At 65.7% G+C, this 15,253-nt stretch carries 12 protein-coding genes; 6 read left to right on the top strand and 6 right to left on the bottom strand.

What is annotated here, in order from left to right; all coding sequences use genetic code 11:
- Positions 1-102: 102 nt before the first annotated feature.
- Positions 103-2,058 (bottom strand): sensor domain-containing diguanylate cyclase, encoded by a 1,956-nt coding sequence (locus tag E0702_RS01965; protein ID WP_240721645.1) that lies wholly within the window; start codon positions 2,056-2,058, stop codon positions 103-105.
- A 291-nt stretch (positions 2,059-2,349) separates the two neighbouring features.
- On the opposite strand from E0702_RS01965, the gene E0702_RS01970 reads away from it, so the two are divergent.
- On the top strand, positions 2,350-4,920 hold the full coding sequence (locus tag E0702_RS01970; protein WP_240721646.1) for an EAL domain-containing protein: 2,571 nt from the start codon (positions 2,350-2,352) through the stop codon (positions 4,918-4,920).
- 91 nt (positions 4,921-5,011) lie between these two features.
- Positions 5,012-5,686 (top strand): SDR family oxidoreductase, encoded by a 675-nt coding sequence (locus E0702_RS01975; RefSeq protein WP_132041299.1) that lies wholly within the window; start codon positions 5,012-5,014, stop codon positions 5,684-5,686.
- Between the two features lie 79 nt (positions 5,687-5,765).
- On the opposite strand, the gene E0702_RS01980 is transcribed toward E0702_RS01975, so the two are convergent.
- The 3 genes from E0702_RS01980 to E0702_RS01990 all read right to left on the bottom strand — a co-directional run bounded on the left by E0702_RS01980 (position 5,766) and on the right by E0702_RS01990 (position 8,136).
- The gene (locus E0702_RS01980) at positions 5,766-6,677 is read right to left on the bottom strand and encodes a homocysteine S-methyltransferase family protein (RefSeq protein ID WP_132041300.1); all 912 of its coding nucleotides are present in this window, start codon (positions 6,675-6,677) and stop codon (positions 5,766-5,768) included.
- A gap of 170 nt (positions 6,678-6,847) precedes the next feature.
- On the bottom strand, positions 6,848-7,711 hold the full coding sequence (locus tag E0702_RS01985) for an SDR family oxidoreductase (RefSeq protein WP_132041301.1): 864 nt from the start codon (positions 7,709-7,711) through the stop codon (positions 6,848-6,850).
- Positions 7,712-7,764: 53 nt separating this feature from the next.
- Complete coding sequence (locus E0702_RS01990) at positions 7,765-8,136, bottom strand: putative quinol monooxygenase (protein ID WP_132041302.1); 372 nt, start codon at positions 8,134-8,136, stop codon at positions 7,765-7,767.
- Positions 8,137-8,209: 73 nt separating this feature from the next.
- Here E0702_RS01990 and E0702_RS20025 point away from each other — a divergent pair, with 73 nt between their 5' ends.
- Positions 8,210-8,542: a TIGR02450 family Trp-rich protein gene (locus E0702_RS20025; protein WP_306766894.1), complete on the top strand. Its 333-nt coding sequence runs from the start codon at positions 8,210-8,212 to the stop codon at positions 8,540-8,542.
- A 91-nt stretch (positions 8,543-8,633) separates the two neighbouring features.
- Here E0702_RS20025 and E0702_RS02000 read toward each other — a convergent pair whose 3' ends face one another.
- The gene (locus tag E0702_RS02000) at positions 8,634-11,948 is read right to left on the bottom strand and encodes an AAA family ATPase (protein ID WP_132041303.1); all 3,315 of its coding nucleotides are present in this window, start codon (positions 11,946-11,948) and stop codon (positions 8,634-8,636) included.
- Positions 11,945-13,249: an exonuclease SbcCD subunit D C-terminal domain-containing protein gene (locus E0702_RS02005; RefSeq protein ID WP_132041304.1), complete on the bottom strand. Its 1,305-nt coding sequence runs from the start codon at positions 13,247-13,249 to the stop codon at positions 11,945-11,947. The genes E0702_RS02000 and E0702_RS02005 overlap by 4 nt, the downstream gene beginning before the upstream one ends.
- A gap of 73 nt (positions 13,250-13,322) precedes the next feature.
- Here E0702_RS02005 and nfi point away from each other — a divergent pair, with 73 nt between their 5' ends.
- The 3 genes from nfi to E0702_RS02020 all read left to right on the top strand — a co-directional run bounded on the left by nfi (position 13,323) and on the right by E0702_RS02020 (position 15,190).
- On the top strand, positions 13,323-14,030 hold the full coding sequence (nfi, locus tag E0702_RS02010) for a deoxyribonuclease V (RefSeq protein ID WP_132041305.1): 708 nt from the start codon (positions 13,323-13,325) through the stop codon (positions 14,028-14,030).
- A gap of 90 nt (positions 14,031-14,120) precedes the next feature.
- Complete coding sequence (locus tag E0702_RS02015; RefSeq protein WP_132041306.1) at positions 14,121-14,690, top strand: DUF1415 domain-containing protein; 570 nt, start codon at positions 14,121-14,123, stop codon at positions 14,688-14,690.
- A gap of 74 nt (positions 14,691-14,764) precedes the next feature.
- Positions 14,765-15,190 (top strand): OsmC family protein, encoded by a 426-nt coding sequence (locus E0702_RS02020; RefSeq protein WP_132041307.1) that lies wholly within the window; start codon positions 14,765-14,767, stop codon positions 15,188-15,190.
- Positions 15,191-15,253: the final 63 nt, after the last annotated feature.

The raw sequence follows: 15,253 nt of genomic DNA on the forward strand, positions 1-15,253 counted from the left end.
CTTATGAGCGTTCCGGTCGGGGCGCCACGTCAGCGCCCCTAGGTTTCCTCCCACTTGTGCTTTCTCCCACCCATGCTTCCTCCTGAGTATGCTTTTTCCTAACTATGCCTCCTCCCACTCCACGCGATTACGTCCGGCCTCCTTGGCGGCATAGAGCCCCTGATCCGCGCGCTTGATTGCCGGGCGCAGCGTTTTTTCTCCGGCACTGACCAGTGTGACGCCCAGCGAGGCGGAATAGGCCAGCGTTCCGCTCTCCGGGGCCAGGTGACCCACCTCGACGGGTGTCGCGGCAATCGCTTCGCGGAGTCGCTGGGCGATCAACAGTGCCTGGTCACGTGAGGTGTCCGGCAGCAGTACCACAAACTCTTCACCCCCCATACGGCACAGCACATCGCCGGCACGCAGTTGCTGTTGAGCCGTGTTGGCAAAAGATTGCAGCACCAGGTCACCCACGTCATGACCATGGGCATCGTTGATGCGCTTGAAATGATCGAGATCTATCGCGATCAGGGCCAGGGGTGCCCCGTTGCGCTCGGCACGGGCGATCTCCATGGCCGCCTGATTCTCCAGGTAGCGACGATTACCGAGCCCGGTCAGGGGATCCGTCAAGGCCTGCCGCTCCAGTCGCATCTCCAGGTTCTTGCGCTCACTTAGGTCGAACACCATGGCGCGGGAGTATTGAAAGCCATCCTCGGTCACATGGGCGGTGGCCTTGATCGCGACCGGCAGATGGCTGCCATCACGGCGAAGAAGTTCGCACTCGGCGGACCCCTCCTTTCCCTGCCCCAGCACCTGATGGAAGGCCGCATCGAAGGCCGCACGGGTCTCAGCGGTGACGAAATCGCGGTAGTAGCGCTTGCCGATCACCTCGTCACCTCGATAGCCCAGCCAGTCGAGTTCGGTGAGGTTGATCTTGATCACCCGGCCATCGCTATCCAGCGAGTGGTAGCCACAGGGGGCGTGCTCATAGAGGTCCTGAACCTCGCCGGCGTATTGATAGGCTTTGCGGGAAAACGCCAGGGCGCGCTGTCGCAGCCCGCGCAGTCGATGTTCATTGAGCACCCAGAAGATGCCGAAGGCCACCGAGAGCAGATAGACCAGCACGATGGCCAGCAGTTGCGTAGGGGTCTTGATGAGTTGACTCATCAGGCTGGGCCGCGGTGTCAAGATGCCGAGGTGCCAGGGCTGGGTTTCGGCGTCGCTGACGATCGTTACGGCCTGGCTACGGTAGTGATGAGTGCGGATGTCATGAGTGCGCAGGCCGAGAAGATGCTCCTCCAGGGTGATGACCCCCTGCTGGTTGGGCGCCATGGTTGCCCAGATGGCGGGCCACTCACTCGCCAATGAGTGACCGAAGCGATCTTTCGCGCCGCCATCGCCCTCGGGTAGCAGCGACCTGCCTTGAGCATCCACCATCAGAACTCTGGCGCCTTCCTCCAGCGAGACGCGTGAGAGAGATGCGGTGATACGTGACCAATCGAGGGTAAACAGCAGCACTCCGAGGCGCTCCCCCTGATGATCGAAGACCGGTGCCGCAATATCGATGACGGGCCTCGCGGGTGAGCCATCTTCCCTGGTGGCGCCAAGGCGTGGCGATGAAATATAGAGATCGCGTGGCTTTAGCACCATGGCCCTCTGGAAGGCGGGGTTGGCGTCATGATCAATGACCCTCGGTCGAGGCAGCAGCAAAGCTTGCGTTGTATTGACCCACTCCCGGCCATGGCTGTCGATCACGGCCATTCGCGTATAGCGGCCAAAGTGGGTCAGTAGTGTCTCGAATAGCGATTCTAGCTGCCGCCAGTCTTGCTGAGTCTCGGTGTCTCGTTCCGGAGGCTGAGACGCTACCTGGCTCTCCAGAAAACGCCGCAGCATCGGATATTCTGAGATGGCCAATATCTGGTTGAAGCTTTCGTTCATGCCCTGAAGCAGCTTGTCATACTCGGAGGTCAGTACTGCCTCGGTCGCCAGACGCTTGCTGTCGATTTGATTGTCGAGGTGAGAGGTGAAGATCGGCGTCAGCGTCATGGTGACCAGGGTCACCGGAAGCAAAGTGGCCATGCCCAGTCGGGCCCAGAGAGCTTTGACGATCAATGGTGAAGTCTCGAGTCAGGCCAGATAGTGGCGGTATCCGGCAGGGGCCAGAGGGGAGTGGCACGAGAAATCGAGAGTTGGGGACTGCCACCCTACGGAGCGCAGTATCAGGTAAAAGGGCTGCAGCGTCATCTGTTATCGTGGGCAATATCTCTGCAACGGTTTCCCTTGCTCATATCATCTTGCTCATTCATCATTTTGCGGCACGGCTTGGCGACAAGAATAATCATTCCCCCTCGAGAGCATGGAGGCTGCGGTTTGCCCGACCCACAGGCGCTGATGGAGGCGCAGCAGGATATCCACGAGTTGATCGCGCATCAGGTACCCCTCGAGGAGACGCTCGAGACGATCGCCGCGTGGATCAGTCGACTGCTGCCCGACGCGCTGGTGTCGGTCATGCGCCACGATCCCGAGCGCAATACGTTGAGTATGATGCCCAACTCGCAGTTTTCGAGGGCATATATCCAGCGCCTGCAGGACCTCAGTATCGGAGATGGGATCGGCACCTGTGGCACGGCGGCCTACCGACGACGGTTGACCATCACCGAGGATATTCTGACGGATGCGCGTTGGAAGCCCTTTCGCGATGCCGCTCGGCTGGAGAGGGTGCGTGCCTGCTGGTCGACGCCGATTCTGACCGAGGAGGGGCTGCTGCTGGGTACCTTCGCCACCTACCATCGCCAGCCAGCGACGCCCTCTCCAGCCAGTCAGGCCATATTGAGGCAGGCCGCCTCTCTGGCAGCACTCGCAATCATGCGCGACCGTGAAAACCAGGAGTTCTCCCGCCTGGCGGTATGGCATCACTCCCTGTTCACCAACCATCCCGATGGAGTCTACAAGTTCGGCCTGGATGGCCGCGTCAAGCGCGCCAACGCGGCGCTGGAACGGCTCACCGGCTACACCGAGGAGACGCTGCTGGGGCGCCACTACACCGATCTCTTGTCGTCCCATGATCGCCCGGCGGCCAAGGCCGCCTTCGAGGCGGCTCTGGTCGGTGAGTCGCGGCAGAATGAAATGCGCGGGTGTGATGCCGCGGGCCGCAAGTTCCCCCTTGAAGTGACCACCTTTCCCGTGACGTCGGCCGAAGGCATCGTCGGCATGTATGCCATCTGCAAGGACGTCTCCGACCGCAAGCGTCAGGAAGCGGACCGGACGCTGCTGGAGCGTGGTATTCAGGCGACACCCAATGGCGTATTAATGGTTGATGCCACACGGCCAGATATGCCATTGGTCTATGTCAACACCGCCTTCCATAAACTGACCGGCTACACATCTGAGGAGGCGCTGGGCCGTAACTGCCGATTTCTGCAGGGGCAGGCGACCTGCGAGGATGCCATCAACGCCATCCGCCACGCGGTGGCCGAACGGCTACCAATCGAGACCACGCTGCTCAACTACCGCAAGGATGGCACCCCCTTCTGGAACCACCTGTCGCTGAGCCCCCTGTTCGATGGCCGCGGCATCTGTACCCACTACATCGGAATCCAGCAGGATGTCACCCAGCAGCGTAAGCAGGAAGCCCTGATCGCGTATCAGGCGACGCATGACCCACTGACCGGTCTGCTCAATCGTACCGCCTTCGATGAGCGGTTGGAGGCTGCGTTCGATCAGGCGCAGCAACACCAGACGCTGCTGGTGGTGATGCATGTCGATCTGGATGGCTTCAAGGCGATCAACGATGGTCTGGGCCACCACATCGGTAACCAACTGCTGATCGAGATCGCCTCACGACTCCGACAGTGGATAGGCGAAGGCGATACCCCGGCCCGCATGACCGGCGATGAATTTGCCTTGCTTCTTCCTGACTTCGATAGGCCCCAGGCCGCTATCGAGATGGCCGAGAAGATACTTGATGCCTTGTCCACCCCCTTTGTGATTGAAGAGAGGCCGTTGCACATCAGTGCCAGTATCGGTATCGCCTGCAATGGCGAACACTTGGAACAGGCCTTTGAAATGATGCAGCGTGCCGACCTGGCGGTCACCAGCGCCAAGCAGCAGGGCCGCAATACCTGGCACTGGTATCAGGGAGATATCCAGCGGATCACCGAGGACATGGTGCTGCTGAGACACGATCTGCATACCGCCCTGCATGACGACCAGTTCGAGCTCTTCTACCAGCCTATCGTGGAGGCGGACAGCGGTCGCTTACGTGGGCTCGAGGCGCTGATTCGCTGGCGACATCCGAAGAAAGGCATGATCTCGCCAGGGATGTTCATCCCCCTCGCCGAGCAGACGGGACAGATCATTCCGCTGGGCCGCTGGGTCCTGCGGCGTGCCTGCCGGGATGCCGCGATCATGTGCAGGGCAGGCAGACGTGATCTGCCGGTAGCCGTCAATATCTCCTCGCTGCAGTTTCGACGCAGCGGCTTCCTGGCCGATGTTCAATCGGCGCTCGACGACGCCGGCCTGCCTCCCGAGCTACTGGAGCTGGAAATCACCGAAAGCGTGTTGCTGAACGGGGCCGAGTCAGCCATCGAACTGATCGAGGCGCTCAAGGGAATGGGGGTGCGGGTCGCCCTGGATGACTTTGGCACCGGCTTCTCGAGCCTGAGCTACCTGCGTGACCTGCCGATCCACAAGGTGAAGCTGGACCGGGCGTTTATCCACGACATCACCACCAGCCGCAACAATGCCGCTATCGTGCAGGGCATCATCACCATGGCCCACCACCTGGGCCTTCTGGTGGTGGCCGAGGGCATCGAGGAGCAGGCACAGCAGCAGGATCTCGACCGTCGCCAGTGCGACCTGCTGCAGGGGTTCTACTTCGCCAGGCCGATGCCGAGGGAAGCCGTCATGCAGTTGCCCGACCGGCTTCCCGCCTCGGCCTGAGCGGCATCGGCGGCGGCCGGTCCGGGTTGAAGAGCAGGGGCAGAGGCCCCACCTACCGTCATGTACCCACACTTCCTGCTCTGGAGTCGATATGTCATCTAGCGTACTGATCACCGGTGCCAACCGTGGCGTCGGACTCGCCCTGGCTCGCCATTACCATGCCGCCGGTTGGACGGTGATCGGCGTGTGCCGCAGTGGCGGCGAGGAGGCGGCCGAGCTGCGTGAGATCGCCGAGACGTTGATCGAGGGCATCGACGTGACCCGTAAGGAGGACGTGACACGGCTGAAGCAGGAACTGGCGGGCCGCCGCCTCGACCTGCTGATCAATAACGCCGGCCTGTTGCAGGATGAGGTGCTTGGCGAACTCGACTTCGACTCCATCCGCACGCAGATGGAGATCAATGCCTATGCACCGCTGCGCGTGACCGAGATGCTGCTGGACAATCTGGGGGAGGGCGCCAGGATCGCCAATATCACCAGCCGCATGGGCTCCATCGCCGATAACGATTCCGGCGGGCGCTATGGCTACCGTGCCTCCAAGGCGGCGCTCAACGCCTTCGGCAAGTCGCTGGCCGTGGACCTCAAGCCGCGGGGTATCGCCGTGGCCCAGATTCATCCGGGCTATGTGCAGACGCGCATGGTCAACTTCGGCGGCATGATCAGCGCCGAGGAAGCCGCCACGGGCATCGCCCAGCGGATCGAGGCACTGACGCTGGAGAACAGCGGTGGCTTCTGGCACAGCAATGGCGAAACGCTGCCCTGGTAACCACGGCGGAGTCGGCTAGCGTGTATTGCTTGGGTTCAAGGAGGCGTCGCGCCGGCCGGCTGAGGGCGTTGCTCTTCGCTCAGTCGGATAACAGGCGATAGCCCTGCGCGCTCAGGCGCTCGGCGAGATGGGCGATATGTGCCGGGCTGACCTCGCAGCACCCGCCCACGATCGTTGCCCCCCGCTCGACCCAGCCACAGGCGTGGGCGGCATAGCCCGCGGGGTCGAGGTCCAGGCGAGCCTCGAGCCCATCCACCGTACCGCCGGGGGGCAGATCCGCGGCCGAGGTAAAGGCATTGGCGTAGCCGCCGAACGGCATGCCAAGGTCGGCGAGTTCGTCCATGGCGGTGGTGACTGCCTCGGGCACCGAGCAGTTGATCAGCACGGCCGAGGCCCCCGCTGCCACCACTGATTGTGCCGCCTCGGCCAGCGGTTCGCCTGAGCGCAGGCGCCTGCCGTCGGCATCATCCACCGTGAAGGCGACCCATACCGGCAGGGCGCGCTCTACCGCGGCTTGGGTCGCGGCCAGCGCCTCGCGGGTGAGGGTCATGGTCTCACAGATAAACAGGTCGACCCCATCGGCCTGGACCTCTACCAGACGACGGTAGTCACGCCGGCAGGTGGCATCGTCCGGGACCACCTCGGGGTGATAGCTCGCCACCAGCGGGGGCAGGCAGCCGGCGATGCGTACCGCCCGGCCGCTCTGCTCCCGCGCCTGGTGGGCGGCACCGAGCGCGGCGGCATGCAGGGCCTCGAACAGGGCCGGGTCGCCGTCGCGAGCCAGGCGTTGGGGCGTGGCGGTGTAGTTGTTGGTGGTGATGACCCGGGCCCCGGCCGCGATGAAGTCGCGATGCACCGCTGTCACCAGGTGGGGCTCGTCGAGCATGACCTGGGCGGACCACAGCGGCGTGGCGGGATGCTCGCTGCGCCGCCTGAGCTCTTGCCCCATTCCTCCATCCAGCAGTATCAGGCGATGTTGTTCGGGGTTCATGGGGCGCAGTCCTTCTCGTGAATGGCCAGGGCGATGCTGGCGATGGGTCGGGACGATGACCCTAGCCGTTCATGACGAATCACTCAAGGCGTTAGCTTGCCGTGGCTGTGGTGCCCGTGTCGCCATGGCTCAGGCTTCCGGGGTACTGTCGGGGGAGGGGAGCAGGTCCTCTACTCGCGTTCGCCCCGGGTCGAGCGCAGCAGCACCCGATCCATGCCGCCGGTGCTCAGTACCCGCCTGAGTGCCGCGAACAGATGAGTCGGCAGCGTGACCGCATAGCGCGGCCGCGGCCGCTTGCTCTCCACCGCATGGATCAGCTTCTTGACCACTGCCTCGGGACCCAGGGTGAAGGGGGCCTTGCCATCCTGGCTGGCCAGGCGCGCCTCCACCTGGCGGTAGGTATCCGCATGGGCGCTGTGGTTGGGGTCGATATTGGCCTTGAAGGCGCGATAGGCGTTGTCGCGAAAGCGGCTGGTGATCGGCCCCGGCTGGATCAGGCTGACATGGATGCCGCTGCCGACAAGCTCCTGACGCAGGGTGTCGGTCAGGCCTTCGAGGGCGAACTTGGAGCATACATAGGCGCCGCGATAGGGCAGGGCGGCAAAGCCCAGCACCGAGCTGTTGTGCACGATGCGCCCGTGCCCCTGGGCACGCATCATCGGCAACACCCGCGTGGTGAGCTCGTGGGTGCCGAGCAGGTTGGTTTCCAGCTGGGCCCGCAGTACCTCCCGCGACAGATCCTCCACCGCACCGGGCTGACCGTAGGCACCGTTGTTGAACAGTGCCGTCAGCCGGCTGCCGGTGCGCTCCTGGATCGTTGCCACCGCGGCCTCGATGGAGGCACTGCTGTCGAGGTCGAGCCTCAGGGCCTCGAGGCCCTCCGCCTCGAGCCTGGCCACGTCCGCCTCGGCGCGGGCCGTGGCGAACACCCGCCAGCCCCGGGCCGTCAGGGCATGGGCCGCGGCATGGCCGATACCGCTCGAGCAGCCGGTGATCAGGATGCTGCGTGTCGGGGTCCCTTGAGTCAGGGCCATGCGATTCTCCCTAGCGACCGGCGAGCGTGATCCGTCCGAGACGCCGGCCCATGTCACGGCTCCTTGAGCCCGGCCGCGCCCAGGTCCGGCGCGTCGAAGTCGGCCGGCTCGTCGGTATAGACGCAGACGTTGGCGTCTTCGATATCGCCGTCCTCAGCCTCCAGGTGGGTGGCGAAGAACTCGCGGATCTCGCGGCGCTGGCAGTGGGCCTCGAAGGCCGCCCGGTTGGCCCATACCTCGTGGAAGACGATGGGATAGCTCGTGCCCTGGGCGAAGGGGTTGTCGATCTGGCGGGTCACGGTGTAGTGCAGGCAGGCGTCTTCGCGATGGGCGTTGGGCTCCAGCCCCTGGAGGGCGCGAAACACGGCGTCTTCCCGCCCGGGCTTGGGCTTGAAGCTGGCGATGCAGTAGATCTTCTGTGACATCGATGGTGTCCTGTTTGGAGAGGTGCGCAGACGATACCATCGACCGCCTCGACGGCATAATCGTGAGTGCCGCATGCCGCGCTTACTGCTTGAACTCAGGGATGGAAGGCCTAAACACGACGGTGCGCTGGAGCAGGACGTAGAGAACATGATCCGAGGCCTCACGATCAACCCAAGCGTTGGAGCTTTCATGAATAGAATTAATCCAGCCAAATTGAGAAACAGCAAGTGGACAGCCGTAACCCCGTTAAATCGAGAAAAGCACTTTATGGTGACCGAGGTTGAATACGATGAGGATGGTTCTGTGATTTCCTGTGTTTTGGAGGCAGTTCTTTCCAGAAATGAGTACCCAATCGAGTGGACCGAGCTGAAGGATGTGAATCAATGGCTTCATGGATGGAGGTAGCGCCTGTCGAGCATCACACGAGACGCGACACATATGGTAAACCGGCTCGCTGAGGATGAGTTTATCCACGTCAGCGAGCCCGCTTTCATCCTTACTGGCTCACGAGCTTCGCCCGGCTGGTGCCGTTGCCCTGAGGTTCCACCTGGATCTGTACCGGAATGCGCTCATGCATCTCCTGTACGTGGGAGATCACGCCGACCCGGCGGCCCAGGGCCTGCAGGCCGTCGAGGGCCTCCATGGCCAGCGCCAGTGACTGGGGGTCGAGGCTGCCGAAGCCCTCGTCGATAAACAGCGACTCGATGGTGAGCTCGCCGGAGGCCATGGAGGCGAGCCCCAGCGCCAGGGCCAGCGAGACCAGGAAGGTCTCGCCGCCGGAGAGCGAGTGCACCGAGCGGCGCTCGTCGGCCATGTCCAGATCCACCACCAGCAGACCCAGCTCGCTGCCGCCGCGCACCAGTCGATAGCGGCGGCTCAAGCCCGCCAGATGCGCGTTGGCGTGCTCGAGAAGCTGCTCCAGGTTGTAGGCCTGGGCGATGCGCCGGAACACCTTGCCGTCGGCGGAGCCGATCAGCTCGCTGATACGCCCCCAGCGACGGAACTCGGCGCGGGCGGCCTCCAGTTCGCTCTGCCCGGCCTGCTGGCGCTCGCGCCGGCGATCATCATCGTTGAGTGCGAAGGCGGCCTCGTCCCGCGCCTTCTGGGCCGCTTCCAGCTTTGGTGCGAGTTCGGTCTGGGCCTTTTCCAGTGCCTCATGGCGTCGCTGCAGCTCTGCGGTCACGGCCTCGTCCAGCAGTGCCTGGTCGCTCTCTTGCCGGTTCTCGTCCTCGATCAGCCCCTGACCGCGACGATGATTCAGCAGGGCGGTGCGGCGCTCCGCCAGCGTGGCATTGGCGCGCTGGCGCTGGGCGTCGGCCGCCTCGATTCTCCGCTCCTCATCGCGAGCCGCGTCGTCGCCCTGGGCCAGCAGCCGTGCCAGGGTGGCATCACTCAGCCCGGGGTTAGCCTGGCGCCAGGCGTCGAGTTCCTGGGTCAGGCGCTGTTGTTCCCGCTTTTGCTGCTCCAGCTGTCTGGCTTCGTGCTCTGTCTGCTGGGCAAGCCGCTGCTGCCCACGCTGGGCCTGATGCAGCCGAGCCAGGGCGGCGTCATAGGCCTGGCGGGCGCTCTCCAGGTGCGCGTCGAGCCGCTGCTGCCAGGCGTCGGGCGAGGCGTGTTCGCCGAGCCGCTCGGCAAGGGCCCGCGCGAGCGTGTTGCGCTGCTGGCGCAGCGGAGGCAGCTGGGCGTCGAGTTCGGCCAGCCGCTTGGTGGCGCTGGTTGTTTCGGTCTCCAGGCGGGTCAGCGCGAGCTGCTCCTCGTGGAGGGCCTTCTCCAGCGGGGCCAGTTCGGCGCTGGCCCGGTTCAGGGCCTGCAGCGACTGGCGCTGCCGCTGACGCTGCTCTTCGCTCTGCCGGCGCTGGGCCTCTAGCCAGACGTCGCGGTCGGGTTCGTTGATGGCCTCGAGCTCCCCGTAAAGCGAATGCTGGGTCAGCGCCTGTAGGGTGTCGTCGCGCCACTGTTCGGCGGCCTTGAGGTCGCGCTCCAGCTGCTTGAGGGAGCGTTCCAGGGCGCGATAGTCGCCGACCAGCTCATCGCGCTGCTGCTGGGCGGTATCCAGGGCGCTGCGCGCCTCCTCCAGCTGGCGGGTCTCCTCCTGCTGCTGGGCCTCGAGCTGGGCCGCCTCCGGCGTCGACGGCGGGTGATGCCGCCAGGGGTGGTCGAGGCCGCCGCAGACCGGGCAGGGAGTGTCCTCCTCGAGGGCCTCGCGCAGACGTACCACGCTCTCGCTGCGCACCGCGCGGCTGCGTTCGACCAGTGCGGAGACGGTGGTGAAGTGTGCCTGGGTACGGTCGAGATGTTCACGGGCGGCCTGACCCTCGGCCAGCAGCTTGTCACGGCGGTCGCGCTCCTGACCCAGCTGGGCGGCGAGCCTCTGATGGGCCTGCTGGGCGCGAGCGAGTTCCTGCCAGCGGCTGACTATTTGCTCCAGGGCGAGATGGCGCTGGGCCGCCCGATCATGGGCCTGCTGGCAGTCCTGGCGGGCGGCGTCGAGGTCGGTGTGAGTGCCCATCAGCTCGTGCAGCCTTGCCTGCCACTCGTCGCGCTGGCGCTGACGCTCATTCTGGGTGGCCTGGGCGTGGCGGTGCTGCTCGGTGATGTCGTCGGCGAGTCGTTGCTGCTTGTCGCGTGCCGCTTCCAGCTCCTCGAGGCGCTGATCCAGAGTCGCCAGGCTCTGGGCCTGTTCGCGGGCCTGGCACAGCTCGGGCTCGGCGCGGCGGTAGCTCTCACGAGCCTCGTTCATGGCCTGCTCGGCCTGTTCGATCGCCGTGCCGGCAGTCTGCTGCTCGGCGTCGACGGTCTCGAGAGCCGTGACGGTCCTGGTGTGGGTCGACTGCAGTTCGGCGATCTCGCCGGGCAGCTCGGCATGACGGACGAGGGCGTGGCGCCGTGGGGCGATCAGCCGGCGCCAGTCACGGTCGGCACGCTGCTCGGCGAGGGCCTGCCACGCATGCTCGGCGGCCTGCTGCTCGCCATGGCCGTCCCGATAGCCTTCGTGCAGCCGGGCGTCCTCATGGAGCCAGCGCTGCTCGCCCTTGAGTGTCTCCGCCTGTTGCTGCTGCTCGTTCAGGGCCTGGCGGCTGGCCTGAGCGGCGCGCTCCAGCTCGGCACGGGCCTCGGCGTCGCCGGGCAGGTCCTCAGCGAGCCGCTCTTCCAGCGCCTCCACTCCCTTTCTTGCCTGGCTGGCGCGGTGATAAGCGGCCATGGAGATCTCGGAGTATTCGCGCGTGCCGGTCAGGCGCTCCAGCAGGTCGCTGCGGGCGTTGTCGTCGGCCTGGAGGAAGGCGGCGAACTCGCTCTGGGCGAGCAGCACGGCGCGGGTGAACTGGTCGAAGGTGAGCCCCAGGCGCTCCGGCAGCAGACGATCGAATTCACGCTTCTGGGTGGTGAGCAGGCGGTCATCCTCGAGGTCGCGCAGCGACTGCTCGGCCTTCTGCAGCTTGCCGGCGACCTTCTCCCGGGCGCGGCGCACCGCCCAGCGAGCGCGATAGCGGCGTCCGTCGCGGCCCAGGAAGTCGACCTCGGCGAAGCCCGAGGCGGTGCCGCGGCGCAGCAGGGTGCGCGGGTCGCTGGTGGTCAATGTGGAGTCCGCGGTGTCCTCGATCTGGCTGTCCCGGGCCGGCGCCTGACGCAGCCGCGGTGTACCGCCGTAGAGCGCCAGGCACAGGGCATCGAGCAGGGTGCTCTTGCCGGCGCCGGTGGGGCCGGTGATGGCGAACAGGCCGGCCTCGCCGAGGGGTGGCGTGGTGAAGTCGAGCTCGAGGGGGCCGGGCAGGGAGGCCAGGTTCTCCAGGCGCAGGGCGAGGATTCTCATGGGCGCGCCTCCTCGGTTGGTGACGGCTCAGCCAGTATGTTGTCGTCCGAGGTGCCATCGGCGTCGAGCACGTCCTGACGCAGGCGGTCGAAGTCGGCGAGCACGTCCTCCTCCGGCGGCTGCCCCCAGCGCTTCTCCCAGGTGCGCTCGAAGAGCCTGCGCGGGCCCAGCGCCTCCAGGTCGGCTCGGGTCTTCTGGTCGTCGTCTCCGGCCCGGGGCAGGCGCCGCTCGAGGCGCAGCAGACGCAGCGCCCTTCCCTCGAGGGCGGCCTCCACGCGGGCACGCAGGTCGGGAGTCGGTGAGTCGAGCTCCACGCGCACCTCCAGCCAGGGCCAGCGATCTCTTGATAGCGCGGGAGCGTCCTCTAAGGCTTCAAGTTCGGCCAGCACCTGCTCCAGCGGCGCGGGGCCGACGCGGTGCATGGCCACTGGGCGGGGCACGGGAAGTGCCTCGGTGGCGGCCAGTGTCTCGTCGTCGAGCACCACCTCCACCACCTGGTGGGGATAGGCCACCTCGCTGAAGTCCAGCGGCAGGGGGCTGCCGCTGTAGCGGATGCGTGCCTCGCCGACCTGCTGGGCGCGGTGCAGGTGGCCCAGGGCAACGTAGGCGATAGAGTCCGGAAACAGGGCAGCGGAGATCGACTCCTCGCCGCCGATCACGATGGGGCGTTCACTGGCCTCGGACACCGCGGCACCGTGCAGGTGGGCGTGGCTCATGGCCACCAGCGCCTGGCCGGTCTGCCGGCGCGCCTCGGCGGCGGCGATCAGCTGTCGGTGCACCCGTGTGATGCCGGCCACATAGTCGTTGAGGGAATCGTCGGGGCCGTGGTCGTCGTTCGCCAGCGACGCGCCGGTCACCTCGGCGGGGCGGAGGAAGGGCAGTGCGAGGCACCAGGCACGCGTCTCACCCGAAGAATCGGTGAGCGGCACCAGCAGGCGCTCGGCGTCGAGGGTGCCGTCGTCCAGCCAGCTGACCCGGCCCAGGGCGTGGGTGCGCAGACGACGCATCAGCGGGGCGGGTAGCTCGATGCGGTTGCCGCTGTCGTGATTGCCGGCAATCAGGACGATATCCAGGGTCGGCAGCCGCTCGTGGGCTGAGACGATAAAGTGAAACAGCAGCTCCTGGGCACGCAGCGAGGGATTGACCACATCGAAGATATCGCCGGCCACCAGCAGGGCGTCGGCCTGGCGCTCCTCCAGGGTGTCGAGCAGCCAGTTCAGGAAGGCGCGGTGTTCGGTGTGGCGCTCCTGGCCGTGAAAGCTCTGGCCCAGGTGCCAGTCGGCGGTGTGAATCAACTTCATGGTCTCTCCCTTTCCATCCAGCGTCCCGAAGGCGTTAGTCTACGTGACTCACAGCGGCTGTTCAGGAGTACTGATGACGACGACCCCACTCCATGACTGGAATCTGTCGCCGAAGGACGCCATCGCCCTGCAGAAACGCCTGGCCGGGCGTGTCGAGCGGGAGGATCGCCTGGCCGAGGTGCGCCATCTCGCCGGCGTCGATATCGGATTCGAGCAGGACGGTGAGATCACCCGCGCCGCCGTGGTGGTGCTGGCCTGGCCGCCGGAGATCGGCGGTGAGTTTTCGGTGGTGGAGCGGGTGGTCCATCGAGAACCGACGCGGATGCCCTATATCCCGGGGCTGCTGTCGTTCCGTGAGGTGCCGGCGGCGTTGGCGGCATTCGAGCGATTGAACGTACGGCCGGATCTGGTGATGGTGGACGGCCAGGGCATCGCGCATCCCCGGCGGCTCGGGGTGGCCAGTCACCTGGGGCTGTGGCTCGACCTGCCCACCATCGGCGTGGCCAAGTCACGGCTGTGCGGTCGTCACGCCGAGCCGGGCGCCGAACGGGGAGAGTGGACGGCTCTGGTCGACGGTGCTGACGATGAGGTGATCGCGGCGGTGCTGCGCTCGCGGCCCAGGGTGAAGCCGATCTTCGTCTCCACCGGCCACCGGGTCTCGCTGCCCACGGCCCTCGAGTGGGTGACGGCGTGTCTGTGGCGTACCAAGCTGCCGGAGCCGACCCGGCTGGCGGATCGTCTGGCCTCGCGTCGCGGGGGAGAGGGTGACCAGACGCCATGAGCAGGGGAGGCGATCGAGAGACCTACGGCCGACATCGAGGCGAGCCGCCGCTGCGCTATACTGCCGGCTCACTTCCCCAGCGAGCCGACCATGCCCCCAGCCGTTGACCCCCTTGCCGCGACCCGCCAGTGGGTGGAAACCTTCGTGGTCGCCCGCAACATCTGCCCCTTTGCCGGCCGAGAGGTGGCCCGCGACACCATCCGCTATGTGGTACAGGATGCCGGCGACTGGGAGCCTGCCCTGCTGGCGCTGGTGGCCGAATGTGAGCGTCTCGACGAGACGCCCGGCATCGAGACGACCCTGCTGGTGCTGACGCCCGGGCTCGAGGCCTTCGCTGATTACCTGGACTTTCTCGAGATAGCCGAGGCGCTGCTGGTGGACCAGGGCTATGAAGGGGTCTATCAGCTGGCCAGCTTCCATCCGGACTACTGCTTCGCCGATGCCGAACCGGAGGATCCCGCCAACTATACCAATCGCTCGCCCCTGCCGATGCTGCACCTGCTACGTGAGGCGGGCCTCGAGCAGGCGCTTGCCCACTACCCCGACCCCGAGGCGATACCCGAGCGTAATGTGACGGCGCTGCGCGAGGAGGGCCATGCTGGACTCAGCACGGCCCTCGCCAGGCTGCGCGGGCAGATCGAAGACGACTGGTTGCTGTAAGAGGCTGTCATCCCCATAGTCTATGGTTAAGGATGATACGACCGACTCATATAAGCCAAGTATAAGGAGACGTCATGAGCATCGAGAACACCGCAAGTGCACAGTGGAAGGGTAGCCTGAAGGAGGGGGGCGGCTCGCTCTCCACCGGTAGCGGCGCGCTCAAGGAGACGCCCTATGACTTCCGCCGCCGCTTCGAAGGCGCCGCGGGCACCAATCCCGAGGAGCTGATCGGAGCCGCTCATGCCGGCTGTTTCTCCATGGCATTGTCGTTGGTGCTGGGCGAGGCGGGCTACACCGCCGACAGCATCGACACCCAGGCCAAGGTGACCCTGGATCCGGACAGCCTGACGGTTACCGATGTCCATCTGACCACCGTGGGCCGCGTGCCGGGTGCCGATCAGGCGGCCTTCGAGGAGGCGGCCAACGGCGCCAAGGAGAACTGCCCGATCTCCAAGCTGCTGACCGCCAGGATCACCCTCGAGGCGACACTGAAGGAGTGACGGAGCGCCTCTCCGGAACCTTCCGCGAGGCATAGTTACTGCTTAGGGCGGTATCTATCACGC

Source organism: Halomonas marinisediminis, from assembly GCF_004347715.1.
Lineage (GTDB): Bacteria > Pseudomonadota > Gammaproteobacteria > Pseudomonadales > Halomonadaceae > Halomonas > Halomonas icarae.